At 73.1% G+C, this 18472-nt stretch carries 22 protein-coding genes; 9 read left to right on the top strand and 13 right to left on the bottom strand.

Going from position 1 to position 18472, the window contains the following annotated elements:
- Positions 1-1279 (top strand): FG-GAP-like repeat-containing protein (locus AB4880_RS25555; protein WP_367922053.1); only part of this gene is annotated, 1279 nt, incomplete at its 5' end.
- 4 nt (positions 1280-1283) lie between these two features.
- On the opposite strand, the gene AB4880_RS25550 is transcribed toward AB4880_RS25555, so the two are convergent.
- The 3 genes from AB4880_RS25550 to AB4880_RS25540 all read right to left on the bottom strand — a co-directional run bounded on the left by AB4880_RS25550 (position 1284) and on the right by AB4880_RS25540 (position 4327).
- Positions 1284-2432 carry a glutamate--cysteine ligase gene (locus AB4880_RS25550; protein ID WP_367922052.1) on the bottom strand — a complete coding sequence of 383 codons (1149 nt, stop codon included), beginning with the start codon at positions 2430-2432 and terminating at the stop codon, positions 1284-1286.
- Positions 2429-3613, bottom strand: coding sequence for an ATP-binding protein (locus tag AB4880_RS25545; protein ID WP_367922051.1), 1185 nt, complete (start codon positions 3611-3613; stop codon positions 2429-2431). Before AB4880_RS25545 ends, AB4880_RS25550 begins: the two co-directional genes overlap by 4 nt.
- An 84-nt stretch (positions 3614-3697) precedes the next feature.
- Positions 3698-4327 (bottom strand): maleylpyruvate isomerase family mycothiol-dependent enzyme, encoded by a 630-nt coding sequence (locus AB4880_RS25540; RefSeq protein ID WP_367922050.1) that lies wholly within the window; start codon positions 4325-4327, stop codon positions 3698-3700.
- 93 nt (positions 4328-4420) lie between these two features.
- Between AB4880_RS25540 and AB4880_RS25535 the strand changes: the two genes are divergently transcribed.
- The 6 genes from AB4880_RS25535 to AB4880_RS25510 all read left to right on the top strand — a co-directional run bounded on the left by AB4880_RS25535 (position 4421) and on the right by AB4880_RS25510 (position 8714).
- Complete coding sequence (locus AB4880_RS25535; protein WP_367922049.1) at positions 4421-4858, top strand: MarR family winged helix-turn-helix transcriptional regulator; 438 nt, start codon at positions 4421-4423, stop codon at positions 4856-4858.
- Positions 4859-5075: 217 nt separating this feature from the next.
- A complete protein-coding gene (locus AB4880_RS25530; protein WP_367922048.1) occupies positions 5076-5720 on the top strand; it encodes a 50S ribosomal protein L25/general stress protein Ctc in 645 nt (214 codons plus the stop codon).
- A gap of 104 nt (positions 5721-5824) precedes the next feature.
- Complete coding sequence (pth, locus tag AB4880_RS25525) at positions 5825-6427, top strand: aminoacyl-tRNA hydrolase (RefSeq protein ID WP_367922047.1); 603 nt, start codon at positions 5825-5827, stop codon at positions 6425-6427.
- Between the two features lie 225 nt (positions 6428-6652).
- Complete coding sequence (locus tag AB4880_RS25520) at positions 6653-7444, top strand: 3'(2'),5'-bisphosphate nucleotidase CysQ (protein ID WP_367922046.1); 792 nt, start codon at positions 6653-6655, stop codon at positions 7442-7444.
- Positions 7445-7455: 11 nt separating this feature from the next.
- Positions 7456-8271, top strand: coding sequence for a hypothetical protein (locus AB4880_RS25515; RefSeq protein WP_367922045.1), 816 nt, complete (start codon positions 7456-7458; stop codon positions 8269-8271).
- Between the two features lie 44 nt (positions 8272-8315).
- Positions 8316-8714, top strand: a complete 399-nt coding sequence (locus AB4880_RS25510; protein ID WP_367922044.1) for a VOC family protein — start codon at positions 8316-8318, stop codon at positions 8712-8714.
- A gap of 8 nt (positions 8715-8722) precedes the next feature.
- Here the strand turns inward: AB4880_RS25510 and AB4880_RS25505 are convergent, their stop codons facing one another.
- Positions 8723-9343, bottom strand: coding sequence for an alpha-ketoglutarate-dependent dioxygenase AlkB (locus tag AB4880_RS25505; RefSeq protein WP_367922043.1), 621 nt, complete (start codon positions 9341-9343; stop codon positions 8723-8725).
- Between the two features lie 146 nt (positions 9344-9489).
- Between AB4880_RS25505 and AB4880_RS25500 the strand changes: the two genes are divergently transcribed.
- On the top strand, positions 9490-10179 hold the full coding sequence (locus AB4880_RS25500) for a GntR family transcriptional regulator (protein ID WP_367922042.1): 690 nt from the start codon (positions 9490-9492) through the stop codon (positions 10177-10179).
- A gap of 120 nt (positions 10180-10299) precedes the next feature.
- Here the strand turns inward: AB4880_RS25500 and AB4880_RS25495 are convergent, their stop codons facing one another.
- The 4 genes from AB4880_RS25495 to AB4880_RS25480 all read right to left on the bottom strand — a co-directional run bounded on the left by AB4880_RS25495 (position 10300) and on the right by AB4880_RS25480 (position 14074).
- On the bottom strand, positions 10300-10668 hold the full coding sequence (locus AB4880_RS25495; protein ID WP_367922041.1) for a DUF8819 family protein: 369 nt from the start codon (positions 10666-10668) through the stop codon (positions 10300-10302).
- 47 nt (positions 10669-10715) lie between these two features.
- A complete protein-coding gene (locus tag AB4880_RS25490) occupies positions 10716-11348 on the bottom strand; it encodes an HD domain-containing protein (RefSeq protein WP_367922040.1) in 633 nt (210 codons plus the stop codon).
- A 57-nt stretch (positions 11349-11405) separates the two neighbouring features.
- A complete protein-coding gene (locus AB4880_RS25485) occupies positions 11406-12587 on the bottom strand; it encodes an RtcB family protein (protein WP_367922039.1) in 1182 nt (393 codons plus the stop codon).
- 134 nt (positions 12588-12721) lie between these two features.
- Positions 12722-14074: a TrpB-like pyridoxal phosphate-dependent enzyme gene (locus AB4880_RS25480; protein ID WP_367922038.1), complete on the bottom strand. Its 1353-nt coding sequence runs from the start codon at positions 14072-14074 to the stop codon at positions 12722-12724.
- 216 nt (positions 14075-14290) lie between these two features.
- On the opposite strand from AB4880_RS25480, the gene AB4880_RS25475 reads away from it, so the two are divergent.
- A complete protein-coding gene (locus AB4880_RS25475) occupies positions 14291-14593 on the top strand; it encodes a chorismate mutase (RefSeq protein WP_379228697.1) in 303 nt (100 codons plus the stop codon).
- Between the two features lie 143 nt (positions 14594-14736).
- Here the strand turns inward: AB4880_RS25475 and AB4880_RS25470 are convergent, their stop codons facing one another.
- The 5 genes from AB4880_RS25470 to AB4880_RS25450 all read right to left on the bottom strand — a co-directional run bounded on the left by AB4880_RS25470 (position 14737) and on the right by AB4880_RS25450 (position 18465).
- Complete coding sequence (locus tag AB4880_RS25470; protein ID WP_367922037.1) at positions 14737-15159, bottom strand: hypothetical protein; 423 nt, start codon at positions 15157-15159, stop codon at positions 14737-14739.
- Positions 15160-15367: 208 nt separating this feature from the next.
- A complete protein-coding gene (locus AB4880_RS25465) occupies positions 15368-16204 on the bottom strand; it encodes an alpha/beta fold hydrolase (protein WP_367922036.1) in 837 nt (278 codons plus the stop codon).
- Positions 16204-16479 carry a muconolactone Delta-isomerase gene (gene catC / locus AB4880_RS25460; protein ID WP_367922035.1) on the bottom strand — a complete coding sequence of 92 codons (276 nt, stop codon included), beginning with the start codon at positions 16477-16479 and terminating at the stop codon, positions 16204-16206. Before catC ends, AB4880_RS25465 begins: the two co-directional genes overlap by 1 nt.
- Complete coding sequence (gene catA / locus AB4880_RS25455) at positions 16479-17330, bottom strand: catechol 1,2-dioxygenase (RefSeq protein WP_367922034.1); 852 nt, start codon at positions 17328-17330, stop codon at positions 16479-16481. Before catA ends, catC begins: the two co-directional genes overlap by 1 nt.
- A 31-nt stretch (positions 17331-17361) precedes the next feature.
- Positions 17362-18465 carry a mandelate racemase/muconate lactonizing enzyme family protein gene (locus AB4880_RS25450; RefSeq protein ID WP_367922033.1) on the bottom strand — a complete coding sequence of 368 codons (1104 nt, stop codon included), beginning with the start codon at positions 18463-18465 and terminating at the stop codon, positions 17362-17364.
- Positions 18466-18472 lie beyond the last annotated feature (7 nt).

Below are 18472 nucleotides of genomic sequence, written 5' to 3'. Positions count from 1 at the left end.
CGCCCCGCCGCCCGCCCCGCCGCCCGCCCCGCCGTCCGCGCCGCCGCCCGCCCCGCCGCCCGCCCCGCCGGTGCCCACCCCGCCGCCGACCCGCGGCGGCGCCGGCCGGTGGATCGCGCTGGCCGCAGTCGTGGTGCTGATCGTGGCCGGCGCGGGTCTCGCCTTCGCCCTCCTCCGGCCCGGCGGTGACCCCGACCGGGCCGGCGGCGACCACAAGCAGGCGAGACCCGCCGCCGCGGTCCAGGGCGACCTCGACGGTGACGGCTACGGCGACGCGGTGTGGATCGTCAACCTCACCTACGACCAGGCCGAGCAGATGACCGGCACCAGCGACGGGAAGGTATTCACGACGAAGGGCCTCACCGTCGAGCCGTACGGCGACGCGCACCAGGTCTGGTTCGACTGGGACGCCGACGGCCGCAACGAGCCGCTCACCTGGACCTACGACGACGACACCGACCGGCTCGCGCTGACCTCCACCGACCCCGACTTCCCGGGCGACCAGAGCATGGCGCTCGACCTGTCGTCCCTGCGCGACTACGGCCTCGACGTCCAGGTCGTTTCGGGGGACTTCGACGGCGACGGCGACCTCGACCTGGCCGTCGCGGGGCCCGACGACAAGGTCGTCGCGATCGCCGTCCTGCGCAACGACGGCACCGGGCGCTTCGCCGATCCGGAGCGCTGGCTGAGCCTGCCCAACGCGACGATCGACAGCACCACGCTCCACGCCGGCGACTTCGACGACGACGGCGACGCGGACCTGTGGGCGCAGCTGCCGTCGGAGCGGCTCGACGCCGACGACTACAGCGGCTACTACAGCGGAGCCGGCGGCCAGGCGCTGCTCACCTCGACGGGCACGGCCTTCGAGGAGGGCGCGGTGAGTGTCCCGCGTGACCGGGCCGACGCCTACCTGGTCGGCGACGTCGTCGGCGACGGCAGCGTCCGGCTGGTCGGCGTCACCGCCGACACCTACCGCGAGACGCTCAAGGTCACCGTCTACGACGTCAGCACGGGCAGCCTCGAGGCGGTCACCGGCTTCACCGGTCAGAGCAGGGTCGGCAAGCGCGCGCTGCAGGGCGCCACCCTGAGCGACGTCGACGGCGACGGCAAGGCCGACGTGGTCTTCGTCGTCAAGGGCTACGACGAGTCGGCGTTCGGCGGCGTCCAGGTGATGCGCTCGACCGGGTCGGTCTACGAGCCCGCGACGCAGTGGGCCGCGACGCCCGCGTGTCCGGAGGACACCTGCCGGATCGTGTTCCCCGACACGGCCGCCAACTGAGCGGCTAGAGCGAGGCCTTCAGCTCGGTCACGACCGAGTCGACGACCGCGACCAGGTCGCCGGAGGTCCGCTCGGCGACCGCCCGCTGCCGGACGTACGACGGCCCGCGGGTCGCGATGTCGAGCACCGACGCGAGCTCGTCGGTGCAGCCGAGCCGCTCCGCGGTCGGCATCAGTCGGGGGATCAGGTCGGCGAGGTCGTCGGTGACCAGTCGCTCGTTGGACTCCTCGTCGAGGATGACGATCGCGTCGACGCCGTACCGGGCGGCGCGCCACTTGTTCTCCTGCACGTGCCACGGCGGCATCGTGGTCAGCGTCTCGCCGGCCGCGACCCGGTCGTCGAGCCAGATCACCAGGCAGTGCATGAGGGCGACCAGCGCCTGCATGTCGTCGAGCGTGGAGACGCCGTCGCAGATCCGGTTCTCGAGGGTGCCGTGCTTCATCGCCGGGCGCAGGTCCCAGCGGATCTCGCTCAGCTCGTCGATCACGCCGGTGGTCATCTGGTCCGACGCGAACGCCTCGAACTCCTCCCACCGCTCGAACTGGAAGGGCAGCCCCGCCGTCGGCAGCTGCTGGAACATCAGCGCCCGGTTCGACGCATAGCCGGTGTCGACGCCCATCCAGATCGGCGACGACGCCGAGAGCGCCTGGAGGTGCGGGTAGTAGGTGAGCAGTCCGTTGAGCACGGCCAGCACCCGGCTCTGCTCGGGCAGGCCGACGTGGACGTGCACGCCCCAGATCAGCATCTGCCGCCCCCACCACTGGGTGCGGTTGATCAGCTCGGCGTAGCGATGGCCCTCGGTCAGCTGCTGCCCGGTCCAGGACGCGAAGGGGTGCGTGCCGGCGCCGTACAGGTCGAGGTCGAGGGCGTCCGCGGCCGCGGTGACGTAGCCGAGGGTGTCGCGCAGGTCGGTCATCGCGTCCGCGACCGTGTCGCAGACGCCGGTGACGACCTCGACCGTGTTCTTGAGCAGCTCCTTGTGGAGCTTGCCCGGGTCGGGCATCCGCGGCTTGGCGCGGGCGAAGAGGTGCGCGGCGTCGTTGCGCAGGTCGCGGCTGCGGCGGTCGACGAGCGCGAACTCCCACTCCACGCCCAGCGTGGGCTTCTCCGAGCCGTGGAAGTCGATGCGCACGCGCTCAGCGTAGGGGCTCATGCCTCGTCGAGCCCACGCACGAAGGCGCCGAAGCCCGGCAGCGTGAACCGGACCAGCCCGTGCCCCACCGGCTCGATGACGCCCTTCTCGATCAGCCGCTCGCGCGGGCCGCTGATCGAGCGGGAGTCCTTGCCCATGCCCGCGGCGATCGCGGCGCGGGTGACGTTGTCGAGCCCGGTCGCGGCCATCGCGGCGAGAAAGGCCTTCTCGGTCGGGGTCGCGACGCCCCAGCGGGCGCGGTGCATGGCGGTGAGCTGGCGCTGGGCGGCGGGCAGGCCCCGTCGTACGTCGGCCAGGCCGAGCTGGGCGCCCTGTGCGGGGGTGGCGGCGTCCCAGGTGCTGCTGCCGATGAGCTGCAGCAGGTAGGGGTGGCCCCGCGCCTCGTCGACGACGGCGTTGAGGGCCTGCGGGGACCAGGTGACGCCGGCGCTCGCGGCCGGGGCGGTCAGGACGGCGCGCGCGTCGACGTCGTTGAGGACGTCGAGCGGCACGAACGCGCTGCGTTCGCCGAAGGTCGCCGCGCGGGTGAGCGCCTCGGGCGTGACGGGCAGGCCGGCGGAGACGACGGCGAGGGGGTTGTCGGCGCGCTCGCCGTCGAGGTTCTGCAGGGTGTTGAGCAGGATCGACATGTCGTCGGGGAGGGCGACGTGGAGCTCGTCGACGAGCAGGAGCAGGCCGGCGCCGCCGCGCCGTCGTACCAGGGCGGCGGCGTCGTGGAGCAGCGCGCCGAGGGCGCCGACCGGCGCCAGGCCGAGCGTGTCGTCGGGCTTCTCGCGCGGGGGAGCGGCGACCTCCGCCTGGACCTTCGCGCCCGGCAGGCCGACCTCGAGGGTGACCCGCTCGAGTCGCCGGCGCCAGGTGCCGCCGGCGCTGCCGCGGGGCAGGACGTCGGCCCGCTCGAGGGCGGTGCGCAGGCTGCCGACCAGCTCGGGGAGCACCGGACGCTCGCGGGTGCAGGCCACCCAGGCCGTCACGAGGCCGAGCTCCTCGGCCCGGCGCTGGGCGGTGCGGAGCAGGGACGTCTTGCCGATGCCGCGCGGGGCATGGAAGACCAGCAGCGGCCCGCCGAGCTCGCCGAACGCCACGACCCGGGCGAGCATGCTCTCGATCTGGCGCAGCTCGGCGGCGCGGCCGGCGAAGACGCGTGGGACCTGGCCGGGCGTGTACGGGTTGGGGATCATCGCTCCTCCGAGCCGATACCTGTGGATACTTCGGCAAAGTATCAACTGGTATCGACAGATGGACGAACCCCCGGACGGCGTGCGTCAGGCGCCGGCGAGCGCGAGTCCGTCGCCGGAGACCAGCGCCGGATCGGGGCGTCGTCCCGACGCCAGCATGAGCAGCTCCTGGATCGGTCCGGTCACGGTCGGGCCGCGGCCGCGCTCCCAGTCGACGTCGGTGGCGACCATCCGCACGCCGCGGACCAGGCGGCCGGTGCCCATCAGCGGGGCGAGTCGTCGTACCCGATCGGCGGCGACGACCGCCGCCGCCGGCGCCATGGTGCGCTGCCGGCCGAGCGGCCGGACGATGTCCTGATGGTGGAGCAGCGCGTCGATGAGCGGCTCGACCGAGGTGGTGGTCGGCACGTGGTGGGTGCTCGTGGCGTAGCGCTCGAAGTCGGCGAGGATGCTCGCGCGGGTCTCCTGCGCGCCCAGCCGCTTCACCTCGCGGAAGATCATCGTGTTGTAGCCGCGGCCGAGGTTGCGGGCCAGCATCCCCGGCAGCTGGCGCCAGCCGATCTGCGGCGTGGAGATGACGTGGGCGGCGACGTCGTGCACCGACCAGCCCGGGCAGAGGGTGTCGTGGGCCCAGTCGGCCTCGTCGAGGTCGGCGAGCGTCGCGGCGAGCGCGGCCCGCTCGGCGTGGATGTGCGCCCAGATCGTCGCTCGGTCCATCTCCGCCTCCGCGCCCGCCTCGATGATGGTCAGTTTCCCTGACTGATATCGTCAGTCTGCCTGACCTGTTCGTCAAGGGCCGAGGAGGAGTCGATGGCTCGGAGGGACCCGCATCCGGGGCTGCTCATGTTCATCGGCGCCCGGTACGTCGAGCAGCGGGTCGCCGACGCGATCCTCGCCGCCGGCTACGACGACCTCACGCCCGCGATGGCGCGGATCGCCGCCCGGCTCGGCGACGACGGGATCCGGGTGACCGACCTGGCCGCGCAGGCGCGGGTGACCAAGCAGAGCGCGAGCGTGCTCGTCGACCAGCTCGAGCGGGCGTCGTACGTCGCGCGGGTGCCGGACCCGGCCGACGCCCGGGCCCGGCTGGTGGTGCTCGCGCCGCGGGGGCGCGCCGTCCAGCGCGTCGCGCGGCAGGTCGAGGCCGAGATCGAGCGCGAGTGGACCGACCACCTGGGGGCGGAGCGGATGGCCGCGCTGCAGGATGCGCTGGTCGCACTGCGTGAGGTCGCCGACCCCTATCGCTGACGTCGTCCCGGCCACGATTTCGCCGGGCCCGCCGCGCGAGGGTAATCTTCTCCGGTTGCCTCGGCGAGGGAGCACCCGCTTCTGTGACTCCGTGATCGACTGGGCCGGCTCGTGCTACGACGCCGCGCGCCCTGCCGATCATCGGGTGAGGGAAGCGCGGCGTTTCTCATTCTCCGCGGGCAGCCGCCACCCCAACGTCGAGAATCAGGAGTTCCCCATGAGCAGCGAGAAGATCACCGCCGAGGTCCGCACCGAGTTCGGCAAGGGCGCGGCCCGCCGCATCCGCCGCGAGAACAAGGTCCCCGCGGTCGTCTACGGCCACGGCAACGAGCCCGTCCACCTGACCCTCCCGGGCCACGAGACCATGATGGCGATCAAGCACGGCGGCGCCAACGCGCTCCTCGAGCTCGTCATCGACGGCACCGCGCAGCTCGCCCTGACCAAGCAGGTCCAGGTCGACCCGGTCCGCCGCGTTCTCGAGCACGTCGACTTCGTCGCCGTCAAGCGCGGCGAGAAGGTCACCGTCGACGTCCCCGTCCACGTCGTGGGCGACGCCGCCGCCGAGACCCTCGTCGTCACCGACACCCCGGCCATCCAGGTCGAGGCCGAGGCCACCCACATCCCCGAGCAGTTCGAGGTCGACGTCACGGGCGCCGAGGCCGGCACCCAGATCCACGCCAGCGACATCGCGCTGCCGTCGGGCGTCACCCTGCTCACCGACGCCGACGTCCTCGTCGTCAACGTGACCGCGGCCCAGACCGCCGAGGCCGCCGAGGCCGAGCTCGAGGCCGCCGAGGCCGAGGCCGGCATCGAGAAGGACGAGCCCGAGGCCGCCGCCGCCGAGGCCGCCGACAGCGAGTGATCCTCCGCCGACTCAGGTGGTTCCTGGGTCGACTGATCTCCCCGGCGCGGGCGACCGCGCCGGGGAGCACCGCCGTACCCGCTGAACCCGACGAGGAGAGCACCGTGAGCGACGCGACCAGCGCCGAGGTGTGGCTCGTCGTCGGGCTCGGCAACCCCGGCCCGACCTACGCCGGGCACCGGCACAACATCGGCTACCTGGTGGTCGACGAGCTCGCCCGCCGCATGGGCAGCGGCTTCCGCGCCCACAAGTCCGGCCGCGCCGACGTCGTCGAGGGCCGCCTCGGCGCCCCCGGCGTGCCCGCCCCGCGCGTGGTGCTCGCCAAGGCCCGCTCCTACATGAACGAGTCGGGCGGGCCGGTCAAGGCCCTCGCCACCTTCTACAAGGTGCCCGCCGAGCGGATCATCGCGATCCACGACGAGCTCGACATCGACTTCGGCACGCTGCGCATCAAGAAGGGCGGCGGCGACAACGGCCACAACGGCCTCAAGTCGATGCGCTCCTCGCTCGGCACCGGCGACTTCTACCGGGTCCGGGCCGGCATCGGCCGCCCGCCGGGTCGCCAGGAGGTGGCCGACTTCGTGCTGTCGAACTACTCGACCACGGAGCGCAAGGAGCTGCCGTTCCAGATCGACTCGGCCGCCGACGCCGTCGAGTCGCTGATCGCCGAGGGTCTGGAGAAGACCCAGTCGCGGTTCAACTCTTAGTTTGATGGCGCGAGCGCGGTCGAGGTCTCCGGTGGTCGCGGTCGCCTGGCGTCACGCGAGTCGGCTCCCGGAACGCCGCCTCCCTGCGCCTCCGGTCGCTCGTGCCTCGCTCCCTGCGGCTCCGGGCCGGCGACGCCCCGCGACGACCGACGCCGACGCGCGTCGCCGAGTCACCACCCCTCGGGCGCGCGTCTCGCGTAGCCGCCCCGTCGCTACTCTTGCGCCGTGACTTTCGAGCCCGGTACCCCCGCTCCCGAGGTCGTCGCCGACGACCATCTCTTCGCCGCCTGGCTGGCCGAGGCCGCGGGCCGTCGCCTGCTCGAGGTCCGCACCGAGGGCCTGGAGGGCAAGGAGCTCAAGGACGCCGGCGACCGCGCCGCCCACCTGCTCCTCATGGACCTGCTCGCCACCCACCGCCCCGACGACGCCGTCCTGTCCGAGGAGGCGCTCGAGAGCGCGGCCGACAAGGACGCCCGGCTCACCGCCGCCAAGGTCTGGATCGTCGACCCCCTCGACGGCACCCGCGAGTTCTCCGAGCCCCCGCGCGACGACTGGGCCGTCCACGTCGCCCTGTGGCAGGACGGCGAGCTCGTCGCCGGCGCCGTCGCCCAGCCCGCACTCGGCGAGACGTTCAACACCGGCCGCCCGCCCGTCATACCGGCCCGGACCTCGCAGCGTCCCCGGATCGCGGTCTCCCGCACCCGGCCCCCGGCCTTCGTCGAGGCGCTGGCCAAGGAGCTCGACGCCGAGCTGGTCCCGATGGGCTCGGCCGGGGTGAAGATGATGTCGGTCGTGCGCGACGTGGCCGACGCCTACGTCCACGCCGGCGGGCAGTACGAGTGGGACTCCGCCGCGCCCGTCGCGGTCGCCCGCGCGGCCGGGCTGTTCACCTCCCGCGTCGACGGCAGCGAGCTGGTCTACAACCAGGCCGACGTCTACCTGCCCGACGTCATCGTGTGCCGCCCCGAGCTCTCCGAGCAGATCCTCGCCTTCATCGCCACCCACGGTACGGACTGACCGGCGGGGAGATGACCGAGGCGGACGAGGAGGCGCGGCCAGGGCCGCGGATCGACTGGCCGGCGACCTTCGCGGGCGCCGGTGCGGCCGTCACGGTCGCCGTCCTGCTCTCCACGCTCGGCGCCGCGGGGACGCTCATCGGCGCCGCCCTCGGCAGCGTCGTCGCCACGGTCAGCACGGCCCTCTACAAGCAGGGCATCGAGTCGAGCCGGCGCCGGATGGCCGACGTCCAGGCGGCCGCGCTGCAGCGCGTCAACCTCGCCGACCAGAACGTACGACGGGCCGCCCGCCGCTCCGACCCGGCCGCGGCCGAGCGTGAGCTCGACCGTGCGCACCGCCACCTCGACGCCGCGGGCGACGAGCTGGCCGGTGGCGAGCCGGGCGGCGACGCGCCGGCCCTCGCGCAGCCGAGCCGTGGGCAGGCCCTGCCCTGGAAGCGGCTGGCCGTGGCCGCGGCGACCGTGTTCGTGATCGCGATGGTGGCGATCAGCGCGGTCGAGCTGATCGCCGGACGCAGCGTCTCGACGATCACCGGCGGCACGTCCGGGTCCGACCGGACGTCGATCAGCGGCGTGCTCGGCGGCGGCAGCGACAGCGGCCACAAGCCGCGCCGCCATCCGACCACCCCGACGCCGACGCCGACAGCGCCCGTGACCACGCCCACCGCCCCGGCCCCCGTCGAGCCCAGTGGTGCGGTCACCGGCCCCGAGACGCCCACGCCGACGCCGACGCCGACGCCGTCCGACTCGGCGAGCCCGGCGCCGTCCGACACCGCGACGCCGACGCAGAACCCGGCGCCGACGCCGTCCGACGCCGCGACGCCCTGAGCAACCGGCTTGCCTGAGGCGGGCCCGCGGGTGAGGGTGGAGGCGTGACGTCGTACATCTCGCACACCACCGTCGACTGTGCCAACGCCTACGAGCTCTCGGAGTGGTGGAAGCCGGTCCTCGGCTACACCGACCTCCCCGACGACCCGAACGAGCCGGGCCACGAGGAGTGCATGATCATCGACCCCGAGAGTGGCCACAAGCTGCTGTTCATCCAGGTCCCCGACCGCAAGGCCGCCAAGAACCGGGTCCACTTCGACCTGCGCCCGAGGCGCGGCACCGGCACCCGCGACGAGGAGCTCGAGCGGCTGCTCGACCTGGGCGCGACCCAGGTCGACGACCACCGCGGCATCTACGGGCCGGGCAGCGGGTGGGTCGTGCTGGCCGACCCGGAGGGCAACGAGTTCTGCATCCTGCGCTCGGACGCCGAGCTCGAGGGCTGAGCTCAGATCTAGAAGACGTTGAGGGGCCGGAACTGCACCGAGATGCGCGGGCCGGCCGCCGCGACCTTCGGTACGGCGTGCTCCCACGTGCGCTGGCAGGAGCCGCCCATCACGACCAGGTCGCCGTGGCCCATCTCGACGGCGAACGCCTCGTCGCGCCGCTCGGGGTCGCGCGGGCGCAGGTGGAGCCGGCGCGGGTCGCCGACGGAGACGATCGCGACCATGGTGTCGTGGGTGGAGCCCCGGCCGATGGTGTCGCCGTGCCAGGCGACGCTGTCGCGGCCGTCGCGGTAGTAGCAGCAGCCGGCCGTGCGGAAGGCCTCGCCGAGCTCGGGCGCATAGCGCTCGTTGAGCCGCTCGCGGGCCGCGGTGAGCGCGGGGTGGGGAAGCTCGTCGCCGATCATGTAGGTGTAGACGAGCCGCGGGACGTCGACGACCCGGTCGTACATCGCCCGGCGCTCGGCCCGCCACGGCACCTCGTTGACGAGGGTCGCGAGGACGTCGTCGGCGTCGGGCAGCCAGTTGCGTGCGACGTCGACCCAGGCGCCGGCGCTGAGGACGCGCCGCTCGCCGGTGTCGGCCGCGGGGGTGGCCGCGTCGAAGAGGCTGGTCTGGAAGTCGACCGTCATGGGCCTACGATAGCGCCGATTCGAACAGATGTTCGCACGCCGCGCGCTTCTTTCCGGCGAGCAGGCGAGGCAAAGAATCGGGCGTTTCCGGGACGCCCGCGACCGGCGCTCCTAGTCTCGAAGGGAGCAGCAGTCCAGGGGGGACGATGAGCCGGTCACTCAAGCATGTCGAGATTCGCGAATACGTCCGCGGTCTGGTCGAGGGCAGCGCCCCGGGGACGGCGGCGCCGTCCGAGCGCGATCTCGTCGACCGGTTCGGCGTGGCCCGGATGACGGTCCGCCAGGCGCTCGACGCGCTGGTGGGCGAGGGCGTGCTGGAGCGCTTCCCCGGACGCGGCACGTTCGTCGCCGGCCCCCGGCGTACGCCGACCGGGGTCGCCAGCTTCACCGAGGACATGGCCCGGCGTGGCATGGTCGCCGAGGCACGCACGCTCGCGGCCGAGCACGTCGTCGCCGGCGAGCGGCTGGCGCGGGCGCTGCAGGTCGTGCCCGGGACGCCGGTCGTGCACTGGCGGCGGCTGCGGATGGCCGACGGCCGCGTGGTCTGCCTGTCCGACGCCTACCTCGACCACGGCCGGATCCCCGGCCTGCTCGACGCCCTCCCCGCCAGCCTGTACGTCGAGCTCGGCGCCCGCGGCACCCGCCCGACGTGGGCCGAGGACGTGCTCACCGCCGGCATCGCGACGCCCGACGAGGCGACCCTGCTCGAGGTGCCCGGCGGCGCGGCCGTGCTGCGCCACAACCGCCGGGCGCTCGCCGGCGAGGTGGTGGTCGAGGTGTCGCGGACCGTCTACCGCGGCGACGCCTACACGATGAGCCTGCAGCTGAGCAGCTGACGCCCGCCGGCGTCAGGCGGGTCAGCGGGGTCAGGCGGGGTCAGGCGGGGTCAGGCGGGGGCAGGCGGGGTCAGGCGGGGTCAGGCGGGGTCAGGCGGGGTCAGGCGGGGTCAGGCGGGGTCAGGCGGGGCCGAGGCCGCCGAGCGGCGCGACGACCGCGCCGGACTCCTCGCACACCCAGGTCGGCTCGGGTCCGCCGAGGTCGGGCTCGATGTGCAGCGCGTGCGCCGGTCCGCCGTCGCAGGCGGTGCACACCGGCCACAGGCCCTCGCGCGCGCCGCGACCGAACTGGTCGGCGAGCGCGTCCTGGACGTCCTGGGCGACCAGCCCCGCCACGAACTCGGCTCCCGGCGGCCACTGACTCAACCACCACCGGCGCTCGGAGCAGGCCTCCTCGAGGGCGGTCACCGACGCCGGCGAGCCGAGCCCGCGGGCCTCGAGGTCGGCGAGCACCTGGGCCCGGGCCACGAAGATCGCGTTGTCGTCCACGGGCCCATTGTGACGGGCGGCACCTGAGGCGCAGCCCGGGCGTCGCGCTACAGCGACGCGGTGAGCTCGCTGAGCTCGCGGGCGACATTGGCGCGGGCCGCGTCCTCCCACTGCGCCCGGCCGTGCGGGGTGCAGAACAGCTCGGGGGCGTCGGTCAGCGCGCGCAGCACGTCGGCGCGGCCCATCGCGAAGACGTCGTCGGGCAGGTGCGCGTACTCGGTGCGGACGGCGGCGACGTACTCGTCGTAGCGCTCGCGGTCGGCGGCCAGGATCGACAGGTCGGCGTCGGAGAGCGCGTAGCCGTTGGCGTCGCCGGGCTCGGGCCGGTGGTGCTCGGTGAGGCGCACCAGCCGGACCACCTCGGCGACCGTGGCGGGGTCGGCGACCGCGGGCAGCGCCTGCTCGGCCCAGGTCGCCGAGCGCTCCTCGGCGTCGCGCTCGCCGTCGTAGACGGCGTCGTGGAACCAGGCGGCGAGCACCACGGGCGTGCGGTCGAAGGCCGTGCCCGCGGCGGCGAGCTCGTCGAGGCGCGTGAGCACCTCGACCAGGTGCCGGGTGCCGTGGTGACCGCGGCTCGGGTCGGCGTACGCCGCCCAGAGCTCGGCACGCAGGCCATCGGCGCCGGTCAGCGGCCAGGGCAGGTCGGCCTGGATGTTCGGGTCGGGATGGTCGTCCGCCATCGCTCCATTCAAACCGACCGCCCCGGCCGCTGTCATCGGCGGGTCGGCCTCACGCGCTCAGTCGCCCTTCACGTTGACGATCTGGCGCAGCGTGTGCCGGACCTCGACCAGGTCGGCGGCGTCGGCCATGACCCGGTCGATGTCCTTGTACGCCGCCGGGATCTCGTCGATGAAGGCGTCGGTGTCGCGGTACTCGATGCCGGCCATCGCCTCCCGCAGCTGCTCCCGGGTGAACGTCCGCCGCGCCTTCGACCGGGAGTACTCCCGGCCCGCGCCGTGCGGCGCGGAGTGGAGCGCCACCGGGTTGCCGAGCCCGCTGACGACGTACGACGCTGTGCCCATCGAGCCCGGGATCAGGCCCGGCCGCCCGAGCTCGGCGTTGATCGCGCCCTTCCGGGACAGCCACACCTGCCGGCCGAAGTGGGTCTCCTGCTCGGTGTAGTTGTGGTGGCAGTTGATCTCCTCGGCCCGCTCGACCTCGTCGGCCGACGCGAGGCCGACCCACTCGGCGAACTGCCGCACGACCCGGTCCATCATCTCCTCCCGGTTGAGCAGGGCGTACCGCTGCGCCCACCGCATCTCCCGGATGTAGGCCCAGAACTCGTCGGTGCCCTCCGCGAGGTAGGCGAGGTCGGGGTCGGGGAGCTTGATCCACCACTTCTCGCACAGGTCGCGGGCGACCTTGATGTGCCGCTGCGCGATCTTGTTGCCGACGCCCCGCGAGCCGGAGTGCAGGAAGAGCCAGACCCGCTGCTCCTCGTCGACGGTGACCTCGATGAAGTGGTTGCCCGACCCGAGCGTGCCCAGCTGCAGGTCCCACCGCTTCGCATAGCGGGCCGGCTCGAAGCCGGCCTGCTCGGCCAGCTCGGTGAGCTCGGCGAGCCGCCGCTCAGTGTGCTCCCTGCTGATCGTGCGATTGGCCGCGCCGGCCGAGAGCGGGACCGCCCGCTCGATGGCTTCCCGCAGCGGTCGCCGGTCGGCGGGGAGCTGGTCGGCGGTGTACTGGGTGCGCACGGCGATCATGCCGCAGCCGATGTCGACGCCGACCGCGGCCGGGATGATCGCGCCGAGGGTCGGGATGACCGAGCCCACCGTCGCGCCCAGGCCCAGGTGGGCGTCGGGCATCAGCGCGAGGTGGGGATGGATGAACGGCATCCGTGCCGTCGTCATCGCCTGGTCGCGCGTGCCCTGCTCGAGGATCGAAGCCCAGCTGAGGAGCTTCGGGGTGATCTTCTCCATCGTGTTTTCCTGCGTCGTAGCCCTTCTCGTGATCGTGGCCCGCAGGTGCGGGCCGACGAAAGACGCTACGGCCCGGGAAATGCGTTGCACACTGCATTTCCCGGGCCGTAGAAGGGCCTTGATCCGACGGGAGGTCAGACCACCGGTACGTGGGCGAGCGCCTCCGCGAGGTCGGCGTCCGACAGCGGGTCGTCCTCGAGCTGGCCGCCGAGGAAGGTCGCGTAGGCGCCCAGCTCGAGCAGGCCGTGGCCGGAGAGGCCGACGACGATCACCGGCTCGGCGCCGGTCTCGGCGGCGGCGAGCGCCTCGCGGCGGACCTGGGCGAGGGCGTGCGACGACTCGGGCGCCGGGACGATGCCCTGGGTGCGCGCGAACTCGACGGCCGCCTCGAAGCACTCGTTCTGGTGCAGCGCGACGGCGTCGATGTAGCCCTCGTTGACCGCGTGCGAGACCAGCGGCGCCATGCCGTGGTAGCGCAGGCCGCCCGCGTGGATGGGCGACGGGACGAAATCGTGGCCGAGGGTGTGCATCTTCATCAGCGGCGTGAGCCCGGCGGTGTCGCCGAAGTCGTAGCGGTACTCGCCGCGGGTGATGGTCGGGCACGAGCTCGGCTCGACCGCGAGGATCCGCGGGTCCTGGCTGCCGGCGAGCTTCTCGCGCAGGAACGGGAAGGCGAGGCCGGCGAAGTTCGAGCCGCCGCCCGCGCAGCCGACGACCAGGTCGGCGCCGGACTCGCCGGCCTTGGCGAGCTGGCGCAGCGCCTCCTCCCCGATGACGGTCTGGTGCAGCAGCACGTGGTTGAGGACGGAGCCCAGTGCGTACTTGGCGCCCGGGTCCTGCGCCGCGACCTCGACCGCCTCGGAGATCGCGATGCCGAGCGAGCCCGGGTGGCCCTCGGCGAACGCCTTGCCCGACTCGGTGAGCCGGCTGGGGGAGCGGTGCACCTTGCCGCCGAAGACCTCGATCAGCGTGCGCCGCTGCGGCTTGGTGTCGAACGACGCGCCGACCTGCCACACCTCGCAGGACACGCCGAAGAGCGCGGCGGCGTACGACAGGGCGGTGCCCCACTGACCGGCGCCCGTCTCGGTGGTGAGCCGGGTGATGCCGTTGAGCTTGTTGTAGTAGACCTGCGGCACAGCCGTGTTGACCTTGTGCGAGCCGGCCGGCGAGACGCCCTCGTACTTGTAGTAGATCCGCGCCGACGTGCCGAGCTTCTGCTCCCAGCGGCGGGCGCGGTAGAGCGGGCTGGGGCGGTACTGCCGGTAGACGTCGAGGACCGGCTCGGGGATCTCGACGTAGCGCTCGGTGGTGACCTCCTGCGCGATCAGCTCCGGCGGGAACAGCGGCGCCAGGTCGTCCGGCCCGACCGGCTCGCGGGTGCCCGGGTGCAGCGGGGGCGGCGGCGGGGTCGGGAGGTCCGCGACGATGTTGTACCAGTGGGTCGGCTGCTCGTCCGGGTCGAGGGAGTACAGGACCTGGTCGCTCATGGGGCGTCCTCTCAGTCAACGTTCTCGGGTGCTCGGATCCTAGGATCGATCCGTGACATCCGGGCGCTTACCCCTCATCCTCGTCCGCCTGGTGGTCGTGGCGGCGCTGCGGAGCGACCTGATCCGGGACGGCGCGCGGGCCGAGGTGGAGCCGCCTGCCTCGCCAGTCGGACAGTGACGTCGGCGATCGGCGCGGCGTAGGGCAGGATTCGGGGTGTGAGTGCAGAAGACGCCCGAGCCGAGCTCCACCGCCTCCGGTCGAGCATCGACAACCTCGACGCCGCCCTCGTCCACCTGCTGGCCGAGCGGTTCAAGTGCACCGAGACGGTCGGGCGGCTCAAGGCCCGCGCCGGGATGCCGCCAGCCGACCCGGCGCGCGAGGCGGTTCAGATCGAGCGCCTGCGCTCGATGGCGGAGAGCTCGGGGCTCGACCCGCACTTCGCGGAGAAGATCCTCAACGTGATCATCGCCGAGGTCATCCGCAACCACGAGCAGTTCGCTGAGGAGACCGAAGACTGAGCTCCGCCGCGGCGGCAGTGCTCTGAGGTCGCGGCGCGTTGATGCGTCTTCCGTTGTGACCCACGTTCTCAGAGGATGGGTGCCCCGGTGGTCGACGCGGAGCCCGAAGCCGTTCGGGCTGCGCCACTCGTAGGCGCCGGGACTCACGACTTCGTAGTGCCAGCGTGAATGGGTCTTGGCCCGGTGGTGGCGTCGGCAGAGCGGGACCAGGTTGCACGGGCAGGTCGGTCCACCGCGCCCGAAGGCCTTGGCGTGGTCGAAATCGCAGCGACGTGCTCTGCGGTTGCAGTGCTAGAACCCACCTGTGGTCGCGGAGCTCCACCTGAACGCGGTGGCGGGTCGGGGATCTCGTACGACGTGACGGGGATGTGGTCGGCGAGGTCGATCACCGGCCGCACGATGACGGTGGTTGCGGTCTGCAGCCACTCCTTGACCTGCTGGGCGCTCATGGGGCGGTCGTTCCACCGGCCCACGGGCCGATCGACGTAGGCGACGGCTTCGGCGTTGAGGCTCAGGGTCTGGGCGGCGATGCGCCCGGCACGCCACGGGGCCACCTTGCCGGCCATGACGGCCGCCCAGACGGTCGGGAGCCGCCAGGCGCAGGAGAGCACCTGCCCGACGTACGCCCGGCCGCCGTCGGACGAGCGCCCGGATGTCGGCCTCCTCGCGCAGCTCGTCGAGCACCGACGCGGTGCCGGAAGAAGCCGTCCCGAGAGCCATGAGAACATCCCATCACGACGGTCGGAGCCAATCCACTACCTACGCCACATACCCCTAGAAATAAGGGGAATCGACCCGAAAGCTGCCGGAACCGGCAACGCCGCCCGCGGCTGCGAACGTGAGGAGCGCGGCGACCTCCTCCGGCGCCTCGTACGGCGCCAGGTGGCCGACGCCGTCGAGCACCTCGAGGCGTCCGGTGGGCACGGCCGCGACCAGGTCGGCCATCACCGAGGGCGGGGTCGGCAGGTCGTCGGCGCCGGCGATCGCGAGCAGCGGCACGCGCAGGTCGCCGAGCCGCGGCCGGATGTCGAAGCCGGCCAGCGCCTCGCAGGCGCGGGCATAGCTCTCGGCGTCGACGGCGGCCAGGTCGGCGACCGCGTCGGCGATCCGCCGTTCGCGGTCCGCGGCCGCGAGGAGGGCCGAGCCGAACCAGCGGCCGGGCGACGACGCCACCATCGGCGCCATCCCCTCCGCGCGCACCAGGGCGGCCCGCTCGTGCCAGGCGGACGGCGCCCCGAACGCCGGCGCGCTGCACAGGACGGCGAGCGAGGTCACCCGGTCGGGGTGGTCGAGCGCGAGCTGCAGGCCGACCGCGCCGCCGATCGAGTCGCCGGCGTAGGCGAAGGGGACGTCGCCGACGACCTCGGCCACCGACGTCAGGACGGCGTCGGCCAGGGACGCCAGGGTGAATGCCGGCACCAGCCGGTCGACCGACGGGCTCGCGCCGTGGCCGGGCAGGTCCCAGCCGAGGATGTTCCAGCCGGGCAGAGCCGCGGCGACGCCCGACCAGAGCCGGTCGACCGTCGTACCGAGCGACGGGCCGACGACGAGCGGCGGACGCCCGGGAAGACCGCCGAGGTGCCGGATCCGCAGCGCGGGCAGCGGGGCCATCAGATCGCCGACGGATGCTCGGTCAGCGCGGTGACCTCGATCCGCATGTACGGGAACAGCGGCAGGGCCGAGAGGATCTCGTGCAGCCGGGCGTTCGACGCGACGTCGAAGATGCTGATGTTCGAGTAGTGGCCGACGATGCGCCAGATGTGCGCCCACTCGCCGCCGCGCTGGAGCTCCTGGGAGTAGGCGCGCTCCCGCGCGACCACGTCCTCGCGCAGGGCGGGGTCGAGGTCGCGCGGGATGTCGACGTCCATCCGGACCTGGAAGAGCATCAGCGGGTCGGGTCCAGCACGAAGCCGTAGTCGACGCTCACCGAGCCGTCGGCCTGCGGCACCGGCGCGAGCAGCAGCTCGGGCTTCACGGCCGAGGCGATGTCGTCGTCGTTGTGGACGTCGCCGGGGAAGTAGAGCTGTGCGGTGAGCAGCTCGTGGCCGGGCGCGGAGACCTTGACGTGCAGGTGGGCCGGACGCCAGGCGTGCCAGCCGGCGGCGGCGATGAGCTTGCCGCACGAGCCGTCGGTTGGGATCTGGTACGGCGCCGGCTGGATCGTGTGGATCTCGAAGGCGCCCGCGGCGTCGGTGCGGAAGTTGCCGCGCAGGTTCCACTCCGGGATGCCCGGGGCGAACTGCGAGTAGAAGCCGTCGGCGTCGGCGTGCCACAGCTCGACGAGCGCGTTCTCGAGGACGGTGCCGTCGGTGGAGGTGACGGTGCCGGTCCACACCAGCGGCGTGCCGGACTCGCCCTCGCGCATGTCGACGGTGCCCTTGCTGCCGTGCTCGGGAGCGTCGGGGACGTAGTAGGGGCCCTCGATGGTGCCCTTGCTGCCCTCGCGGTGGTCGGTGGCGACCTCCTCGACGACGTGCTCGACCCAGACGTCGAGGAAGAGCGGCCACTCGCCGTCCTCGCCGACGTTGATGAGCCACGCCTTCAGGGCGTTGTACTCGTCGTAGGTGACCTTCTCGTCGCGGATCGTGTCGTAGATCGCGTCGAGCACGCGGCGGGCGAGGCGGTCGACCCGCTCGGGCGCGGTGTGCGCGACGGCGGCGAACGGCGACTTGTCGGAGTGGAAGCGCTCGGTGGCGCTGGCGCCGGACGCGGCGGCGGTGGCGACCTCGGTGGTCATGGCGGTGTCCTCTCGGGTTGGGTGGTGCGGTTCAGATGTCGGTGCGGTAGCGGCGGAGCTTGTCGTTGTCGATCGCGACGCCGAGGCCGCTGCCGGGACGCAGCGCGAGCTCGCCGTTCTCGATGCGGAGCGGCTCGGTGAGCAGGTCGTCGCTCATGTCGAGGAAGTTCGACAGCTCGCCGGCGTGGAGGCTGCTGCGCTGGTGGGCGGCCCCGAACGCGACGGCGCAGATCGAGCCGAGCTGGCCGTCGATCTGGTTGCCCATCACCACCTCGAGCCCCAGGCCCTCGGCGAGATGGAGCACCCGCTGCGACCCGGTGAAGCCGGTGCGGGCGGTCTTGATGGAGACGGCCGTCGCGGAGCCGCCGAGCACCTCGCGGGTGACCTCGGCGGGCGTCGTGGCCGACTCGTCGGCGATGAACGGGACGTCGAGCTGCTGCACCAGCCAGCGCCGCCCGAGGACGTCGTCGGCGGGGCTCAGCTCCTCGGCGAACGCGAGGTCGAGGTCGCCCATCTGGCGCATCGCGCGGGCCGACTCGGACGCCGTCCAGCCGCGGTTGCCGTCGACGTACAGGACGACGTCGGGGCCGAGGCCCTCGCGCAGCGCGCGGACGACGTCGACGTCGAGCGAGACCGGCCGGCGGCCGACCTTGACCTTGAAGGTGGTGATGCCGTGGACGTCGCGCATCCGCTCGGCCTCCTCGACCATCGCGGCCGGCTGGTCGAAGCCGAGCATGTGGGAGACGCGCATCCGGTCGGTGTAGCCGCCGAGCAGCTCGGAGACCGGCAGCCCGAGGGTGTGGCCGAGGGCGTCCCAGACGGCCATGTCGATGGCGGCCTTCGCGGTCGGGTTGCCGACCGTGCGGCCCATCAGTGCGGCCATCTGCTCGCGGTCGGTGAGGGAGAGGCCCACGATCTGGGGCGCGAAGATCGTCTCGATCACGGCGATGATGCCGCGCTGCGTCTCGCCGTAGGTGAACGGACGCGGCGGCGCCTCGGCGACCCCGACCACCCCGTCGTCGGTGTGGACGCGGACCAGCACGTGGTCGGCGACGTGCACCTCGCCGCTGGCGAACTTCAGCGGCTTGACGTAGGGGATCCGGAACGGGATCGCGTCGATCGCGGTGATCTTCACGGGATGC

It is taken from the genome of Nocardioides ginsengisoli (genome assembly GCF_039537225.1).
Classification (GTDB): Bacteria; Actinomycetota; Actinomycetes; order Propionibacteriales; family Nocardioidaceae; genus Nocardioides; species Nocardioides ginsengisoli.
This window is presented reverse-complemented; position numbering and strand designations above follow the sequence as displayed.

What these genes read in the sequence shown, in the direction of transcription:
- AB4880_RS25550 (WP_367922052.1), bottom strand. Translation starts at nt 2,432, where the DNA reads ATGAGCCCCTACGCTGAGCGCGTGCGCATCGACTTCCACGGCTCGGAG.
- AB4880_RS25500 (WP_367922042.1), top strand. Translation starts at nt 9,490, where the DNA reads ATGAGCCGGTCACTCAAGCATGTCGAGATTCGCGAATACGTCCGCGGT.
- AB4880_RS25485 (WP_367922039.1), bottom strand. Translation starts at nt 12,587, where the DNA reads ATGGAGAAGATCACCCCGAAGCTCCTCAGCTGGGCTTCGATCCTCGAG.
- AB4880_RS25505 (WP_367922043.1), bottom strand. Translation starts at nt 9,343, where the DNA reads ATGACGGTCGACTTCCAGACCAGCCTCTTCGACGCGGCCACCCCCGCG.
- AB4880_RS25470 (WP_367922037.1), bottom strand. Translation starts at nt 15,159, where the DNA reads ATGGCCGGCAAGGTGGCCCCGTGGCGTGCCGGGCGCATCGCCGCCCAG.
- AB4880_RS25535 (WP_367922049.1), top strand. Translation starts at nt 4,421, where the DNA reads ATGGCTCGGAGGGACCCGCATCCGGGGCTGCTCATGTTCATCGGCGCC.
- AB4880_RS25490 (WP_367922040.1), bottom strand. Translation starts at nt 11,348, where the DNA reads ATGGCGGACGACCATCCCGACCCGAACATCCAGGCCGACCTGCCCTGG.
- AB4880_RS25540 (WP_367922050.1), bottom strand. Translation starts at nt 4,327, where the DNA reads ATGGACCGAGCGACGATCTGGGCGCACATCCACGCCGAGCGGGCCGCG.
- AB4880_RS25465 (WP_367922036.1), bottom strand. Translation starts at nt 16,204, where the DNA reads ATGGCCCCGCTGCCCGCGCTGCGGATCCGGCACCTCGGCGGTCTTCCC.
- AB4880_RS25530 (WP_367922048.1), top strand. Translation starts at nt 5,076, where the DNA reads ATGAGCAGCGAGAAGATCACCGCCGAGGTCCGCACCGAGTTCGGCAAG.
- catC (WP_367922035.1), bottom strand. Translation starts at nt 16,479, where the DNA reads ATGCTCTTCCAGGTCCGGATGGACGTCGACATCCCGCGCGACCTCGAC.
- AB4880_RS25515 (WP_367922045.1), top strand. Translation starts at nt 7,456, where the DNA reads ATGACCGAGGCGGACGAGGAGGCGCGGCCAGGGCCGCGGATCGACTGG.
- AB4880_RS25480 (WP_367922038.1), bottom strand. Translation starts at nt 14,074, where the DNA reads ATGAGCGACCAGGTCCTGTACTCCCTCGACCCGGACGAGCAGCCGACC.
- AB4880_RS25545 (WP_367922051.1), bottom strand. Translation starts at nt 3,613, where the DNA reads ATGATCCCCAACCCGTACACGCCCGGCCAGGTCCCACGCGTCTTCGCC.
- catA (WP_367922034.1), bottom strand. Translation starts at nt 17,330, where the DNA reads ATGACCACCGAGGTCGCCACCGCCGCCGCGTCCGGCGCCAGCGCCACC.